Source organism: Phaeovulum vinaykumarii, assembly GCF_900156695.1.
Classification (GTDB): domain Bacteria; phylum Pseudomonadota; class Alphaproteobacteria; order Rhodobacterales; family Rhodobacteraceae; genus Bieblia_A; species Bieblia_A vinaykumarii.
The window spans coordinates 173,629-188,150 of record NZ_FTOM01000001.1 but is presented as its reverse complement, the minus strand read 5'-3'; the positions used below and the strand labels follow the sequence as shown (position 1 = coordinate 188,150).

The following is a 14,522-nucleotide window of genomic DNA, read 5'->3' as shown; positions in this document are numbered from 1 at the left end:
GGCGCTGGGCATCGGCGCGGGTCTGTGTCAGGCTTTCGGACGGCGCGCGCGCGGGATCGGGCGATCCGGCGCGCGGAACGGAACGGGCGGGCGGCAGACCTTGCCGAGAGGGGGTGTGATGCAGACAGGGACGGGGCCTGCGGGCCGGCTGTGGCAGGGGGCGGGGGCGGTGCTCAAGACCCTGAGGGCGGGGGCGCTGCTGGTCCCGCTGGCGCTGGCGCTCGCGGGGGCGGGGGCCGCGCCTGCGCGCGCGCTCTGTGCCGGTGCCGACATGCTGGCCGAACTGCCGGCGGCCGACCGCGCCGCGATCGAACGCGCCGCGGCCCAGGCCCCCTATGCCGAGGGGCTGATGTGGCGCGCCACCCGCGGCACCGCCCAGATCACGCTTCTGGGCACCTATCATTTCGCCGACCCGCGCCATGATGCCCTTGTCGCGGCGGCGGCTCCGGTTCTGCGCGGCGCGCGGCGCGTGCTGATGGAGGCCAGCCCCGAGGATCAGGCCGCGCTTCAGGCGGCGCTGGCGCGCGATCCCTCGCTGATGTTCACCATGACCGGGCCGACGCTGCCCGAACGGCTGTCGGCGCAGGATTGGGCGCGGCTTTCGGCGGCGGTCGAGGCGCGGGGCATCCCGGCGATCCTGGCGGCCAAGTTCAAGCCCTGGTATGTGGCGATGACGCTGGCGCTGTCGCCCTGCGCGATGGCCGAACAGGGCGCCGGCGCCAAGGGGCTGGACGAACGGCTGATGGCGGCGGCTGCGGAGGCGGGCGTGCCGGTCGCGGGGCTCGAGCCCTTTGACACGGTGTTCAAGCTTTTCGGGGAGCTTTCGCCGCAGGACGAGGTGGATCTGATCCTGGCCAGCCTGGGCATGGCCGAACGCGCCGACGATTACACCGCCACCCTGGCGCGGGCCTATTTCGCCCAGAAGATCTGGCTGATCTGGGAATTCGGCAAGTTCGACACCTTGCGCCATTCGGGGCTGTCGCGGGACCGGGCCGAGGCCCAGATCGCCGTCACCCAGGACATCCTGATGGACCGGCGCAACGCGGCCTGGATTGCGCCGATGGTGGCAGCGGCCGAAGAGGGGCCGATCCTGGTGGCGGTGGGGGCGCTGCATCTGCCGGGGCCGGGCGGGGTGCTGGCGCGGCTGGCCGCCGAGGGGTTCCGCATCGAACGTCTGGCTCTTCCGGTTGAGATAGGGCCGGTTGAAATGGAGCTGCCCGAAGCAGAGCCACGCTGAGAAGGGGCGCGCTTGCGAGGGGTGCAGCCGACCATGCCGCAGCGCGGAAAAACCCGCATGCGCGGCGGGTGACAAAGCCGCCGCCGGTCCCTATAAGGCGCGCGAGAATTCCCCTTCTGCTTTCGAGGTCCACATGATCAAGGTTTTCGGCCACAAGGCCCCCGACACCGATTCGACCGGCGCGCCCATCATCTGGGCCTGGTATCTGAACGAGGTGAAGGGCACCCCCGCCCAGCCCGTGCTGCTGGGTGCGCCCAACACCGAGGCCGCCTTTGTCGTCGCGCATTGGGGGCTGGACATGCCCGAGATCATCTCGGGCGTCGAGGCTGGCGCGCCGGTGGTGATCGTGGACACCAACAACCCCGCCGAGCTGCCCGAGGGCATCAACGCGGCCGACATCACCGCCATCATCGACCACCACAAGCTGGTGGGCGGGCTGGAAACCAAGGGCCCGATCGACATCACCATCCGCCCGCTGGCCTGCACCGCCACGATCATGCACGACCTGATCGGCGACGATCTGGCGCGCGCGCCGCGCGGCATCAAGGGCGCGATGCTGTCGTGCATCCTGTCCGACACGCTGGAATTCCGCAGCCCCACCACCACCGCGCATGACAAGGCCGTCTGCGAGAAGCTGGCCGCCGATCTGGGCGTGGACATCGGCGAGCTGGCCGCGGCCATGTTCGAGGCGAAATCCGATGTCTCGGCCTTCTCGGACGCGGAACTGCTGCGCATGGACAGCAAGGAATACACCGTAGACGGCACCGCCCTGCGGGTTTCGGTTCTGGAAACCACCGCGCCCAAGCTGGTGCTGGACCGCAAGGACAGCCTGATGGCCTCGATGGTCGACGTGGCCAGGGAAGACGGTGCCGATCAGGTGCTGCTGTTCGTGGTCGACATCCTCAACGAGGAAGCCACGCTTCTGGTGCCGAACGATCTGGTCAAGAAGATCGCCGAGGCGTCGTTCGGCTGCACCGTGGCCGGCGACACCGTGGTCCTGCCGGGCATCATGAGCCGCAAGAAACAGATCATCCCGGCGCTGAAGGTCTGATCGCGGCGCAGGGAGCGGCCGACTCCGAATGGGGGCCGGGCGCGGGACGGTTTGCGGGGCGGGGGGAAACCTCCGCCCCGCTTGCGTTGGCGGGGGCGTTGGTGGGGGCAGGGGCGGGGCGGCCCTGCCCGCGGGGGGCAGTTCGGGGGGCGGGGCGCGCTTTGCCTTTCCGTTACATGCGTGCCATATACCGCCCGCGGCGGCGCCGATGCGCCGTCTGCCCTGACTTTCCACGAGCCGAAAGAGCTTTCCCATGACGCGCATCCTCTCCTCGCTGGCTGACCTCGCGCCGCGCTACCAGGCGGTTTATTGCGACATCTGGGGGGTGCTGCATAACGGCATCCGCCCCTTTGACGGCGCCGTGGCGGCGCTGAGCGCGTTTCGCGCCGCGGGCGGCAAGGTCATCTTGATCACCAATGCGCCGCGCCCCTCGGCGGCGGTCATCGCCACGCTGGATGCGATGGGCGTGCCGCGTGCGGCCTGGGATGCGGTGGTGACCTCGGGGGATGCGGCGCAGGATGCGATGCTGTCGGGCGCGGTCGGGCGGCGGGTCTGGCATCTGGGCCCGGCGAAGGACGACGGCTTCTTCAGCGACATCCCGCCCGAGCACCGGGACAGCCCCGCGATCGAGCGCGTGCCCCTGGAGGAGGCCGAGGGCATCGTCTGCACCGGCCCCTTCGAGGAGATGACCGAGGTGCCCGAGGATTACCGCCCGCGGTTCCTGCTGGCCAAGACGCGCGGCCTGCCGCTTTTGTGTGCCAACCCCGATATCGTGGTCGATGTGGGCGATCAGCGGATCTATTGCGCGGGGGCGCTGGCGGCGCTCTATGAGGAGATGGGGGGGCAGGCGCTCTATTTCGGCAAGCCGCATCCGCCGATCTATGATCTGGCCGCGCGGCGTCTGGCGGCGCTGGGCGGGGCCGAGGAAGGGCGGATCCTGGCCATCGGCGACGGGGTCAATACCGATCTGGTCGGGGCGATGGGCGAGGATCTGGACGCGCTCTTCATCACCGGGGGCTTGGCGGCCGAGCATTTCGGCCCCGATGTGGAGACCCCCGATCCCGCGCTTCTGGAGGCCTGGCTGTCCGCGCGCCAGGTCGCGCCGCTTTACGCGATGGGGCGGTTGCGCTGAGCCTTGTGCGGCGGGTCCGGGAAGCGAGCTGACGGGGGGGGGGCGGACGGCGCCCCCATCGAGGGGCCGCCGCCCGCCAGAGCCCCCTTTCGGGGGCTCTGCGCCTTTGGGGAGACGGGTGTCTCGAAAACGGAAAGGTAAGATTGTTGCGCCATCCTGCCGTGCGGCGATGATTTCTTTCGTGGAGGCTTGCAATATGAGCCCGCATCTCTATGCTGCACCGCAACATGAATCAGCGGGGTCAGGAGAGATGCTCGACAACATGCCGCGCGGAACCATTTGCATCGAAGATCTGGAAATCGGCATGGTCCGGTATCTGCGCAAGGAGATCACCGACCGCGACATCGAGATGTTCGCGGAGGTCTCGACCGATCACAATCCGGTGCATCTGGATGACGATTACGCCCGCGAGACCGTCTTCGAGGGCCGCATCGCCCATGGCATGCTGACCGCGGGGCTGATCTCGGCGGTGATCGGCGAGCAGCTTCCCGGCCATGGCACGATCTATCTGGGCCAGTCGCTGAAGTTCCTGGCCCCCGTGCGCCCCGGCGACATGGTCTATGCCGAGGTCAAGGTGACCGCCATCGACCACAACCGGCGCCGGGTGACCCTTGAAACCCACTGCGCGGTGGGCGATACGGTCGTGCTGAAGGGCGAGGCGCTGGTTCTGGCACCCTCGCGCAAGTTCGACTGATCCGGCGGGGCGGACCCGCCGTTTGAAAGACGCGGGGACATGCAGACTTTCACCCATTGGCAAGGCGTGCCTGTTGCCGCGCGCGGGGCGTCGGTGGCGATGGGCAACTTCGACGGTGTCCATCTGGGCCACCGCCGCGTGATCGACACGGCGCGCGCGCAGGGGCCCCTGGGCGTCGTCACCTTCGAGCCGCATCCGCGCGCCTTCTTCGCGCCCGATGCCCCCGCCTTTCGCCTGATGAACGCCGAGGCCCGCGGCCACCGGTTCGAGAAGCTGGGGGTCGAACGGCTGTTCGAATTGCCCTTTGATGCCGAGCTGGCCGCGATGGAGCCCGAGACCTTCGTGCGCGCCGTCCTGGTCGAGGGCCTGGGCGTGTCGCATGTCACCGTCGGCGCCGATTTCCGCTTCGGCAAGGGGCGCGCGGGCACGGTGACGCTGCTTCAGGCGCTGGGCGCGCGCCACGGCTTCGGCGTTTCGGTGGCCGAGCTGCTGGAGACCGAGGGCGGGGTCGAGGTGTCCTCGACCGCGATCCGAACCGCCCTGGCCGAGGGCCGCCCGCGCGATGCCGCCGCCATGCTGGGCCATTGGCACCGGATCGAGGGCGCGGTGCGCCACGGCGACAAGCGCGGCCGCGATCTGGGCTTTCCCACCGCCAATATGGGCGTCGAGGGGCTGCATCTGCCGCGGCTGGGCGTCTATGCGGTGCTGGTCGATATCCTGACCGGCCCGCAGGCGGGGCCGCGTTGGGGCGCCGCCAGCCTGGGCGTGCGCCCGATGTTTGGCGAGAACGCGCCCAACCTCGAGGTGCATCTTCTTGATTTCGAAGGTGATCTTTATGGCCAGCATCTTTCGGTTGCGCTGGTCGACTATCTGCGCCCCGAGATGAAATTCGACGGGCTCGATGCGCTGGTGGCGCAGATGGGGGCCGATTGTGCCCGCGCACGGGCGATCCTGGCCGATGTCTGAGCCGCTGCGCCCGCGGTTCTGGGAGCTGCCGCTGGGCCGGCTGAACCCTTCCGAATGGGAGGCGCTCTGCGACGGCTGCGGCAAGTGCTGTCTGAACAAGATCGAATACGAGGATACGGGCGAACTGGCCTTCACCCGTGTCGCCTGCCGCCTGCTGGACGGCGAGACCTGCCGTTGCGCGCAATACGAGATCCGCCACCAGTTCGTGCCCGAATGCGTGCGCTTCACCCCGGCCACGATCGCGGAAATCGCTTATTGGATGCCCGACAGCTGTGCCTATAAGCTGCGCTTCGAGGGCAAGCCGCTGCCGGACTGGCACCCGCTGATCTCGGGCGACCCGGAGGCGGTGCATCGCGCCGGGCAATCGGTGCGCGGCTGGACCGTGCCCGAATTCGAGATCCCCGAAGAGGATTGGGAAGATCATATCCTCGACCATCCGCTCTGAATGCCGCGGGCTGTGGCCGGCCTGTCCCGGCGCCGCTGTCCCCCGCCGCAGGATCGGACAAGATGAAGGACACCCCCCATGCCGCTCAATTTCGCATCCGACAACACCGCGCCGGTCGCGCCGCAGGTGCTCGAGGCGCTGACGGCCGCCAATTCCGGGCCGGCCATGCCCTATGGCACCGACCCGCTGACCGCGGCGGTCGAGGCGCGCCTGCGCGAGATCTTCGAGGCCCCGAAGGCCCGCGTCTATCTGGTCGGCACCGGCACCGCGGCCAATGCGCTGTCGCTGGCGTGTCTGACGCCGCCCTGGGCGGGGGTGTTTTGCCACCGCAACGCCCATATCGAGGAAGACGAATGCGGCGCGCCGGAATTCTTCATCGGCGGATCGAAGATGGTGCTGGTGGGGGGCGATCACGCGCGCATGGACCCCGACGAATTGCGCGCCATCATCGCCCATACCGCGCGCGCGGGCGTGCACAACATCCAGCGCGGCGCGGTCAGCCTGAGCAATTCCACCGAGGCGGGTGCGGTCTATACCCCCGACCAGGTGGCGCGGATCTGCGATGTCGCGCGGGACTTCGGCCTGCCGGTGCACATGGACGGCGCGCGCTTTGCCAATGCGGTGGTGGCGACGGGGGCCAGCCCGGCCGATCTGACCTGGCGGGCGGGGGTCGATGTGCTGTCCTTCGGCGCCACCAAGAACGGCTGTCTCGGGGTCGAGGCGGTGATCCTGTTCGACCCCGAACGCGCCGCGGAATTCGAGCTGCGGCGCAAGCGCGGCGGGCATCTCTTCTCCAAGCATCGCTATCTGGCCGCGCAGATGCAGGCCTATCTTGAGGGCGATCTGTGGCTGGGGCTGGCGGGGCAGGCCAATGCGATGGCGGCGCGCCTGGCGTCGGGCCTCAAGGCCGTCGCCGGCGCGCGCCTCGATCACCCGGCCGAGGCCAATGCCGTCTTTGCCGCGCTGCCGCGGGCGGCGCATGTCCGTGCCCATGAGGGCGGCGCGCAGTATTACATGTGGCCGTTCGACCAGAGCCTCGAGGGGCCGGGCGAAGACCTCCTGTCGGCGCGGCTTTTGTGTTCGTGGTCGACGCGCGCCGAGGACGTGGACGCGCTGCTGGCGCTCTTTCGCGGCTGACGCGCGCGTCAGGGGCCAAGCGCCGGGGGCCAAGCGCCGGGGGGCTGGGCGCGCTAGCTGCGCTCGAGGTTCAGCGCCACCAGATCGGCCACCTGTCGGGGATGGGTCAGCACCAGCATGTGCCCCGCCCCCGGCACCACGGCACGGCCGACATCGGCCATGCGTTCGGCCAGCGCCTCGGCGGTGCGATGCACGACCGCCGGGCTTTCGGCGCCCAGAACCATCATCACCGGCGCGTCGATCGCCTCAAGGCCCCCCTCGCGCAGGATCCGGCCGGGGTCGTGCAGGTTGGCCCGGCCCGCCTGCGCCACCAGCGGCATCCGCGCCACCATGCGGGCGCGGCGCGCGGGGCTCATCTCGGACCAGGGCTGGCCCGCGCCCCAGGTCGCCATGAAGGTCTGTGCGGCCGGCTCCAGATCCTCGCCCGCGGCCAGCTGCGCCTCGAGCGTGGCCAGCGCCGCGGCCTCGGCCCGGCCCTCGGGCTGATCGGCGATGGCGGCAAAGGTCACCGGCTCGATCAGCGTCAGCGAGCGGACCGCCTCGGGCGCGGCCACGGCCAGCCGCAGCGCGATGCCGGCGCCGAAGGAATGCCCGATCAGATCGACGGGCCGGTCGATGAAACTGGCCGCGATCTGGGTGCACAGGCGCTGGAATTCGGGCGGTTCGGCGCCATCCTCGGGCGCGGGGAAGGGGGCGCTGTCGCCATGGCCGGGCAGATCGAAGGCCTGAAGCGTGATCGTGTCGGCCAGATGCGCGGCCATCGGCTGGAACGCGGCCGCGCGGCCCAGCATGCAATGCACGCCCAGCGCCGGGCGGTCGCCGTGGCCGAAGCGGGTGGCGGCAATCGCGCGCCCCATGCGCGTGCGCAGCTCGGTCGTCATCTTCAGCGCGGTCATGCTGCGGCGCCGGCCAGAGCGGCGTCCAGAAGCGCCAGCCGGTCCTGGCCCCAGAAACGTTCGTCGGTCTCGGCCAGGATGTAGAAGGGCGACCCGAACACCCCCCGCTCGACCGCCAGATCCAGATTGCGGGCATAGGTCTCGGCGCCGATGAACAGCCCCGAGCTCACCAGCCCGCCGTCAAAGCCGTTGGCCTCGAGGGCGGCGCGGATCACGTCATCCTCGGCGATGTCCTTTTCCTCGGCCCAGGTGGCGCGCAGGATCGCATGGCACAGCCCGCCCAGATCGCCCGTGGCGCCCTTGTCGCGCGCGGCCTGCGCGGCGATGATCGCATAGGAGGACGGCGCGGGGTTGGTGGGCCAGTGCCGCGGCGCCACGTTGATCGCCATGCCCAGAAGACGCGACCAGCGCGCCAGCTCCTGGCCGCGGTAGACCATCCGGTTGGGGTGACGTTCGGCCGGGCGCGTGCCGCCGGTGCGGTCGAACAGCGCCATCAGATCCAGCGGGTGATAGCGGATCTCGGCGCCATGACGGGCGGCGATCTCCTCGGCGCGGGTGCCGGCCAGATAGGTCCAGGGAGAGAGTGTCGAGAAAAAATAGTCGATCCGGGCCATGACGGCGCCTCCGGGGTGCATGACGGTTTGCGGGCAGGCTAGCCCGGTGCTAAGGCAGGCGCAATCTTGCGAATCCCGCATCAGAGAGACCTGCCCATGCCCGCCATGACCGAACCCAAGCTGATCGCCGGCAATGCCAATCGCCCGCTTGCCAATTCCATCGCGCGGCGCATGTCGATGCATCGGGGGATGAGCGTCGGGCTGGTCGATGCGCGGGTCGAGCGGTTCAACGACCAGGAAATCTTCGTCGAGGTCTATGAGAACGTCCGCGGCGAGGACATGTTCATCATCCAGCCGACCTCGAACCCGGCCAATGACAACCTGATGGAACTGCTGATCATGACCGACGCGCTGCGCCGGTCCTCGGCCGACCGGATCACCGCCGTGATCCCCTATTTCGGCTATGCCCGCCAGGACCGCCGCGCCAAGGCGCGCACGCCGATCTCGGCCAAGCTGGTGGCGAACCTGCTGACCGAGGCGGGCGTGGACCGGGTGCTGACGCTCGATCTGCATGCGACGCAGATCCAGGGCTTCTTCGATATTCCGGTGGACAACCTCTATGCCGCGCCGGTCTTCGCGCTGGACGTGAAGCACCATTTCGCCGACCGTCTGGACGAATTGATGATCGTCTCGCCCGATGTGGGCGGGGTGGGCCGCGCGCGCGAGCTGGCGCAACGGATCGGCGCGCCGCTGGCCATCGTCGACAAGCGCCGCGAGAAACCCGGTGAAGTGGCCGAAATGACGGTGATCGGCGATGTGACCGGCAAGACCTGCATCATCGTGGACGACATCTGCGACACCGCGGGCACGCTGTGCAAGGCGGCCTCGGTGCTGATCGAAAACGGCGCGACCGAGGTCCATGCCTATATCACCCACGGCGTGCTGTCCGGCCCCGCGGTCGAGCGCATCGAGAATTCGGTGATGAAGACGCTTGTCATCACCGATTCCATCGAAGCCGCGCCCCCGGCCAAGGCCGCGCGCAACATCCGCATCGTGCCGACCGCGCCGATGTTCGCCCAGGCGATCCTGAACATCTGGAACGGCACCTCGGTGTCGTCGCTCTTCGAGACCGACACGCTGGTCCCGATCTACGAAGGCATGTATTCGCGCGTCTGAGCGCGCGCCTTTCGCCTTTTGCGCCGCCGCTCCCTGCCGGGGGGCGGCGTTTTCATGTCTTTGTCCGCCCGAAGCCTCTGGTCAGGTGCGCCGCTTGGCGGTCATACTCGGCCTTCAGGGAGAGAGGCGGGCCGCGCAATGCCCGCCGACAGGGAGGACCGCATGAAGACACGCATCGCGCTTTTGCGCGAGATGGGCGCACCGCGCCCCTATACCGACAGCCGTCCGATCCAGATCGTCGAGGCCGAGCTGGCGCCGCCCGGTCCGGGCGAGCTGCTGGTGCGGATCGCGGCGGCGGGGATCTGTCATTCGGATCTGTCGGTGGTGAATGCCGACCGGCCGCGGGGGATGCCGCTGGCCTTGGGCCACGAGGCCGCGGGCGTCGTGGTCGAGACCGGGCCGGGGCCCGCGCGCTTTCAGCCCGGCGATCACGTCGTGCTGGTCTTTGCGCCCTCGTGCGGGCATTGCGCGCCCTGCGCCGAGGGGCGGCCGGCCTTGTGCGAACCTGCGGCGGGGGCGGCGGTCGAGGGGCGGCTTCTGACGGGCTCGAAGGCGATCTCGCATCAGGGGACGGTGGTCAATCACCATGTCGGCGTGTCGGCCTTTTCCGATCATGTGGTCGTGGCCGAAGGCTCCTGCGTGAAGATCGACCCCGAGATCCCGCTGGACCGGGCCGCGCTTCTGGGCTGTGCGGTGTTGACCGGGGTGGGGGCGGTTCTCAACACCGGCGGGCTGCGGATGGGACAATCCTGCGCCATCGTGGGCTTGGGCGGCGTGGGGCTGGCCGGGCTTCTGGGGGCGCATGCGGCCGGGGCGCGGGTGCTGATCGGGGTGGACCCGTCGGCCGAGAAACGCGCCGCGGCCCTGGATCTGGGCGCGCATCATGTCTTCGACCCGACCGACCCCGAGAGCGTGGCCGAGATCCGCGCGCTGACCGGGGGCGGGGTCGATCTGGCGGTCGAACTGGCGGGGGCGGTGCCGGCACTGGTCACGGCCTATGGGCTGACCCGGCGCGGCGGCACCTGCGTGACCGCGGGCCTGCCCAATCCGACCGAAAAGCTGGTGATCCCGGCGGTGTCGCTGACCGCCAACGAGGTCACGTTGCGCGGCTCCTACATGGGGTCTTGCGTGCCCATCCGCGACATCCCGCGCTTTGCCCAGATGATGATGCAGGGCCAGTTGCCGATCGAGAAGCTGGTGACCCACCGCCTGCCGCTCGAGGAGATCAACGCGGGCTTCGAGCGGCTGGCCGCGGGCCTGGCGATCCGGCAGGTGATCGTCTTCGACAGCTGAGGCCGGGCCGCGGGCGCGCCTTATTGCGCCCGCCTCCGCTTGCGCCCGTCCTTGTCGTCTCGGCCGTGACCGGCAGGGGCGGGTTCAGCCCACCCGTTCGGACCGCGCCGCGAAGGGAATTTCGCCGATGGCATCCAGCCCGGCTTCGCGCCGCGCGACGGCCAGTTCCTCGGGGGTGAAGTCATAGCCCAGATCGCGGGCGGCGCGGGCGCGCGCGGCGGGGTCGGACAACCGAGAGAATTGTTCCAGCATCTGGGCGCTCTGGCGCATGTCCAGCACGAATCGCTCGGCGGAGTGCTTGCTCATACGGTCCCTCAATCTTCGGTCTGCCGTGGCTCTTATCTTAGCACCGCTGTCATGGAATGTCGCAATTCCATTCAAATGCTAAATATCGTCGCAACCGGGGCGGCGCCTGCAACTTATATCCGCATTGCGTGACGGCGTTACATGCAAGACGGGTGCACCCCCGGCCGGAGCCGGGGGGCAGGGCTCAGACGTGAAGCGGGTCGGCCTTGGCCAGCCGGTCAAAGGCGGCCAGGCTCTCGATCAGGGCGGGCATCTGCGCCAGCGGGATCATGTTCGGCCCGTCCGAGGGCGCGGTGTCGGGCGCCTCGTGGGTTTCGATGAAGACGCCGGCGACCCCCAGCGACACGGCCGCGCGCGCCAGGACGGGGGCAAATTCGCGCTGCCCGCCCGAGGCGCCGCCCAGGCCGCCGGGCTGCTGGACGGCGTGGGTGGCGTCCATGATCACCGGCCAGCCGGTGCGCGCCATGATCGGCAGGGCGCGCATGTCGGCCACCAGGGTGTTGTAGCCGAAGGACACGCCGCGCTCGGTCAGAAGGATACGGTCGTTGCCGGTCGAGGCGACCTTGTCGGCCACATGTTCCATGTCCCAGGGCGCCAGGAACTGGCCCTTCTTGACGTTGACGACGGCGCCGGTGCGCCCGGCGGCCAGCAGAAGGTCGGTCTGGCGGCACAGGAAGGCGGGGATCTGGAGGATGTCGACCACCCCGGCCGCGGCTTCGGCCTGGGCTTCGGTGTGGATGTCGGTCAGCACCGGGCAGCCGAACGCGGCCTTGACCTCGGCCAGCGCGGCCAGCCCGGCCTCGAGCCCCACGCCCCGCCGCCCCTTGAGCGAGGAGCGGTTGGCCTTGTCGAAGCTGGCCTTGAAGATGAACTGCACCCCCGCCGCGGCACAGGCCGGCGCCAGCACGGCCGCGATCGACAGCGCGTGATCGGCGCTTTCGATCTGGCAGGGGCCGGCGATCAGCGCCAGCGGTTCACGGTTGCCCAGGCGCAGCGCGCCAATCTCGACGGTCTTCATGCTTCTCTCCGGCTGCGGGCGCGTCAGGCCGAGACCTGCTCGCGCAGGATCGAGGCGGTCAGCGACAGCATCAGGTAGATACCCGCAAAGATCAGGAATGCCAGCACCGTATTTTCGAAGGCCCGCGGATAGGTGGGCTCGTCCGGGGCGACGGGGCGCACGCCCATCGACAGGTAGCGTACCTGCTTGTTGGCCTCGATCCGCGCGGTCTCGAGCTGCTGGGCGGCCTGGCTCAGCATCAGCTGGCGGGTCTGGAGATCGGCCTCGGCGATGCGCAGCTTGCCCGTGACCGAGGCCAGCGACGAGGTCTGCCCGTCGCTCTGCGTCAGTTGCGCGCGCAGCTCGGCAATCAGGTTCTGAAGCCGGCTGATATCGGCGCGCACCCCGTCCACACGCGCCTGGTTGGGCCGCGGGTTGTCCAGAAGCGCCTGAAGTTCCAGCTTCTTCTGCTGAAGCTGGACCTCGAAGGTGCCGACCTGCTGCATCACCACCCCGGTTTCGGTCACCGGGTCGAGAATGCCCATCTGTTCCTGAAGCTCCAGCACCCGGTTCTGGGCGACCTGCACCTTGAATTCGGCATCCTGATAGCTTTCGCGCGCGCCCTTCATCTGGTCTTCGCGCAGGCGCTGGGTCAGCTTGTCGACCTGTTCCTCGGCGTAGGTGATGAGCGCTTCGGAAAAGTCCTTGGACACGGCCGGGTCGGCGGCGATCACCTCCATCTTGACGACGCCTTCGGAGGGGTCATAGCCGATCTTCACCATGTCGGTGTAAAGCGCATAGGCCTGTTCGTTGGAGGCATTCTCGGGCAGGCGCTTCAACGGGTCGATCCGGGGGGTGGAGAAATGCGCCTTGAAGCCCTTGTCACGGTCCAGCCGCAGCATCGCGTCGCGCGATTGCAGATAGGATTGCACCGTCACCGAATCCTGGTTGGTGGCCAGCTGCGTGCCCGAGAACAGGCTGCCGAGGCCGCCCACGCTCTGCTGTTCGGCCTGCTGGATGACGAATTCGGTGCGGGTGGCGTAAAGCGGCGTGGCCCAGACAAAATAGTAGAGCCCCGCGATCAGCGTCGGCAGGAAGACAAAGAAGCTGAGCCGGGCAAACAGCATCATCACCCGGCGCCGGCGACGGCGGGCGATGTCGCGCTGCATCTCCATGATCTCGCGGGTGCGGCGCTCCTCGCTCATCACCTCGGCCGAGGGCAGGGTGGCGCCGGGGCGCACGGTCTGGGGCAATTGCACGCGCGGATCGGCGCCGGGCCCGTCGATGCGCGCCAGGGCCGTGCCGCCCCCTGCGCCGCCCCCTGCGCCGCCACCGCCCGCGCCCCCCGTCGCCGTGGCCGGTTCGGCGCCTTGGGCGCGGTTGGCCGCGATCATCTCGAGCAGGCTCGAGGGCTGGAACGGGTTGATCCCCTGGCGGCGCAGCAGGCACACGGCCTCGAAATCCGATGTGGCCTCGATCCCGTGCTTGGCGGCCAGACGCCGGGCCATGCGCAATTGCCGTCCCGTCAGCCCTTCGGCACGGATGGCGGCGATCTCTTCCTCGGGGGTGGCCTCGCCGGGGGCCAGAACCTTGTCGCGGGCGGCGGCCTCGGCCACGCGGACAAAGGACTGATCGCCGAAACCGTCGTCGTCATTGTCGAACAGGGCGCCCTGCCGCCGCTGCGCGTCGGGCTTGCGGGCGCCGCGCCCGGCGCGCAGCGACGGCGGCGCGCTTTCCGCGGTGGTCTCCGCCAGTTTGGCCGCCTTCGGTTCGGTCCCCCGCGGTTCGGTTCCCGTCGGTTCGACCGGAGCGGGCGCCGCGTGCGCCGTGCGTGCTGCGGGATCTGCCGGCGTGGGGGCGGGCGCTGCGGCCGGCGTCTGGGCCTGGCGGATGCGGAAGCGCCTAGCTTTGGGAACTGTAGTCATAAAGCTGTTTCGCCTCTTCCAGAGTGTCGAACATGTAGAGCCGGCCATCGCGCAGCACCGCCGCCGAGCGGCAGAATTTCTCCAGCGTCCTGGGCTGGTGCGAGACCACCACGACGGTGGATTTGGACAGACGGTCGCGCAGGATGTCGCCGGCCTTGCGGTTGAATTCCACATCCGTGGTCGAGGGCATCCCCTCGTCGATCAGATAGATGTCGAAATCGAGCGCCAGCAGCAGCGAGAAGGTCAGCCGCGCCTTCATCCCCTGGCTGTAGGTGCCCACGGGCATGTCGAAATATTCGCCCAGGCCCGCCAGCCAGCGGCAGAAGGCCTCGACGTAATCGGCGTCAAGCCCGTAGAGCCGGGCGATGAAGCGGACGTTTTCGGTGCCCGAATGGCGCGGCACCACGCCGCCCATGAAGCCCAGCGGAAAGGACACCCGGCAGGATTTGCGGATCTCGCCCTCGTCGGGTTTCTCGAGGCCGGCCATCATGTTGATGATCGTGGTCTTGCCGGTGCCGTTGCGCGCCAGGATGCCCAGCGAATTGCCCATCTCGATGCGGAAAGAGGCGCGATCAAGGATCACCTTGCGCTGCTTTCCGGTCCAGAAGGACTTGCTGACATTATCGAATTCGAGCATGGCGGGGCCGGCCGGCTTCCTGCATCACGGGTCTGAACGACCCTAGGGGCATGTGGTTAACAAAACCCCTAGGTGT

Annotated in this window: 15 protein-coding genes; 9 read left to right on the top strand and 6 right to left on the bottom strand. The window is 69.1% G+C overall.

Annotated elements, in window-relative coordinates; genetic code table 11:
• Positions 1-118 precede the first annotated feature (118 nt).
• From BW949_RS00910 to BW949_RS00880, 7 genes are all read left to right on the top strand, one after another.
• A complete protein-coding gene (locus BW949_RS00910; protein WP_083947508.1) occupies positions 119-1,237 on the top strand; it encodes a TraB/GumN family protein in 1,119 nt (372 codons plus the stop codon).
• A gap of 133 nt (positions 1,238-1,370) precedes the next feature.
• The gene (locus BW949_RS00905; RefSeq protein WP_076363051.1) at positions 1,371-2,288 is read left to right on the top strand and encodes a manganese-dependent inorganic pyrophosphatase; all 918 of its coding nucleotides are present in this window, start codon (positions 1,371-1,373) and stop codon (positions 2,286-2,288) included.
• A 253-nt stretch (positions 2,289-2,541) separates the two neighbouring features.
• Positions 2,542-3,420, top strand: a complete 879-nt coding sequence (locus BW949_RS00900; protein ID WP_076363050.1) for a TIGR01459 family HAD-type hydrolase — start codon at positions 2,542-2,544, stop codon at positions 3,418-3,420.
• A 250-nt stretch (positions 3,421-3,670) separates the two neighbouring features.
• Positions 3,671-4,114 carry a MaoC family dehydratase gene (locus tag BW949_RS00895; RefSeq protein ID WP_076363049.1) on the top strand — a complete coding sequence of 148 codons (444 nt, stop codon included), beginning with the start codon at positions 3,671-3,673 and terminating at the stop codon, positions 4,112-4,114.
• 39 nt (positions 4,115-4,153) lie between these two features.
• Positions 4,154-5,080, top strand: coding sequence for a bifunctional riboflavin kinase/FAD synthetase (locus BW949_RS00890; protein WP_076363048.1), 927 nt, complete (start codon positions 4,154-4,156; stop codon positions 5,078-5,080).
• Positions 5,073-5,525, top strand: coding sequence for a YcgN family cysteine cluster protein (locus tag BW949_RS00885; protein WP_076363047.1), 453 nt, complete (start codon positions 5,073-5,075; stop codon positions 5,523-5,525). The genes BW949_RS00890 and BW949_RS00885 overlap by 8 nt, the downstream gene beginning before the upstream one ends.
• 78 nt (positions 5,526-5,603) lie before the next feature.
• Positions 5,604-6,662, top strand: a complete 1,059-nt coding sequence (locus BW949_RS00880; RefSeq protein WP_076363046.1) for a threonine aldolase family protein — start codon at positions 5,604-5,606, stop codon at positions 6,660-6,662.
• A gap of 53 nt (positions 6,663-6,715) precedes the next feature.
• Here the strand turns inward: BW949_RS00880 and BW949_RS00875 are convergent, their stop codons facing one another.
• Positions 6,716-7,558, bottom strand: coding sequence for an alpha/beta fold hydrolase (locus BW949_RS00875; RefSeq protein ID WP_235816173.1), 843 nt, complete (start codon positions 7,556-7,558; stop codon positions 6,716-6,718).
• On the bottom strand, positions 7,555-8,172 hold the full coding sequence (locus tag BW949_RS00870; protein ID WP_076363045.1) for a 2-hydroxychromene-2-carboxylate isomerase: 618 nt from the start codon (positions 8,170-8,172) through the stop codon (positions 7,555-7,557). The genes BW949_RS00875 and BW949_RS00870 overlap by 4 nt, the downstream gene beginning before the upstream one ends.
• A gap of 96 nt (positions 8,173-8,268) precedes the next feature.
• Between BW949_RS00870 and BW949_RS00865 the strand changes: the two genes are divergently transcribed.
• Together BW949_RS00865 and BW949_RS00860 are read left to right on the top strand one after the other, a co-directional pair.
• Positions 8,269-9,288, top strand: coding sequence for a ribose-phosphate pyrophosphokinase (locus tag BW949_RS00865; protein WP_076363044.1), 1,020 nt, complete (start codon positions 8,269-8,271; stop codon positions 9,286-9,288).
• Positions 9,289-9,450: 162 nt separating this feature from the next.
• Positions 9,451-10,581 (top strand): zinc-binding dehydrogenase, encoded by a 1,131-nt coding sequence (locus BW949_RS00860; protein WP_076363043.1) that lies wholly within the window; start codon positions 9,451-9,453, stop codon positions 10,579-10,581.
• An 84-nt stretch (positions 10,582-10,665) separates the two neighbouring features.
• Here BW949_RS00860 and BW949_RS00855 read toward each other — a convergent pair whose 3' ends face one another.
• From BW949_RS00855 to BW949_RS00840, 4 genes are all read right to left on the bottom strand, one after another.
• The gene (locus BW949_RS00855) at positions 10,666-10,887 is read right to left on the bottom strand and encodes a Nif11-like leader peptide family natural product precursor (RefSeq protein WP_076363042.1); all 222 of its coding nucleotides are present in this window, start codon (positions 10,885-10,887) and stop codon (positions 10,666-10,668) included.
• A gap of 184 nt (positions 10,888-11,071) precedes the next feature.
• The gene (gene kdsA / locus BW949_RS00850; protein WP_076363041.1) at positions 11,072-11,905 is read right to left on the bottom strand and encodes a 3-deoxy-8-phosphooctulonate synthase; all 834 of its coding nucleotides are present in this window, start codon (positions 11,903-11,905) and stop codon (positions 11,072-11,074) included.
• Between the two features lie 23 nt (positions 11,906-11,928).
• Complete coding sequence (locus tag BW949_RS00845; RefSeq protein WP_076363040.1) at positions 11,929-13,809, bottom strand: KpsE/RkpR family capsule polysaccharide export protein; 1,881 nt, start codon at positions 13,807-13,809, stop codon at positions 11,929-11,931.
• Positions 13,787-14,446, bottom strand: a complete 660-nt coding sequence (locus tag BW949_RS00840; protein ID WP_076363039.1) for an ABC transporter ATP-binding protein — start codon at positions 14,444-14,446, stop codon at positions 13,787-13,789. Before BW949_RS00840 ends, BW949_RS00845 begins: the two co-directional genes overlap by 23 nt.
• Between the last annotated feature and the right edge of the window lie 76 nt (positions 14,447-14,522).

What these genes read in the sequence shown, in the direction of transcription:
- BW949_RS00880 (WP_076363046.1), top strand. Translation starts at nt 5,604, where the DNA reads ATGCCGCTCAATTTCGCATCCGACAACACCGCGCCGGTCGCGCCGCAG.
- kdsA (WP_076363041.1), bottom strand. Translation starts at nt 11,905, where the DNA reads ATGAAGACCGTCGAGATTGGCGCGCTGCGCCTGGGCAACCGTGAACCG.
- BW949_RS00890 (WP_076363048.1), top strand. Translation starts at nt 4,154, where the DNA reads ATGCAGACTTTCACCCATTGGCAAGGCGTGCCTGTTGCCGCGCGCGGG.
- BW949_RS00875 (WP_235816173.1), bottom strand. Translation starts at nt 7,558, where the DNA reads ATGACCGCGCTGAAGATGACGACCGAGCTGCGCACGCGCATGGGGCGC.
- BW949_RS00870 (WP_076363045.1), bottom strand. Translation starts at nt 8,172, where the DNA reads ATGGCCCGGATCGACTATTTTTTCTCGACACTCTCTCCCTGGACCTAT.
- BW949_RS00845 (WP_076363040.1), bottom strand. Translation starts at nt 13,809, where the DNA reads ATGACTACAGTTCCCAAAGCTAGGCGCTTCCGCATCCGCCAGGCCCAG.
- BW949_RS00905 (WP_076363051.1), top strand. Translation starts at nt 1,371, where the DNA reads ATGATCAAGGTTTTCGGCCACAAGGCCCCCGACACCGATTCGACCGGC.
- BW949_RS00860 (WP_076363043.1), top strand. Translation starts at nt 9,451, where the DNA reads ATGAAGACACGCATCGCGCTTTTGCGCGAGATGGGCGCACCGCGCCCC.
- BW949_RS00895 (WP_076363049.1), top strand. Translation starts at nt 3,671, where the DNA reads ATGCTCGACAACATGCCGCGCGGAACCATTTGCATCGAAGATCTGGAA.
- BW949_RS00840 (WP_076363039.1), bottom strand. Translation starts at nt 14,446, where the DNA reads ATGCTCGAATTCGATAATGTCAGCAAGTCCTTCTGGACCGGAAAGCAG.
- BW949_RS00865 (WP_076363044.1), top strand. Translation starts at nt 8,269, where the DNA reads ATGCCCGCCATGACCGAACCCAAGCTGATCGCCGGCAATGCCAATCGC.
- BW949_RS00885 (WP_076363047.1), top strand. Translation starts at nt 5,073, where the DNA reads ATGTCTGAGCCGCTGCGCCCGCGGTTCTGGGAGCTGCCGCTGGGCCGG.
- BW949_RS00910 (WP_083947508.1), top strand. Translation starts at nt 119, where the DNA reads ATGCAGACAGGGACGGGGCCTGCGGGCCGGCTGTGGCAGGGGGCGGGG.
- BW949_RS00900 (WP_076363050.1), top strand. Translation starts at nt 2,542, where the DNA reads ATGACGCGCATCCTCTCCTCGCTGGCTGACCTCGCGCCGCGCTACCAG.
- BW949_RS00855 (WP_076363042.1), bottom strand. Translation starts at nt 10,887, where the DNA reads ATGAGCAAGCACTCCGCCGAGCGATTCGTGCTGGACATGCGCCAGAGC.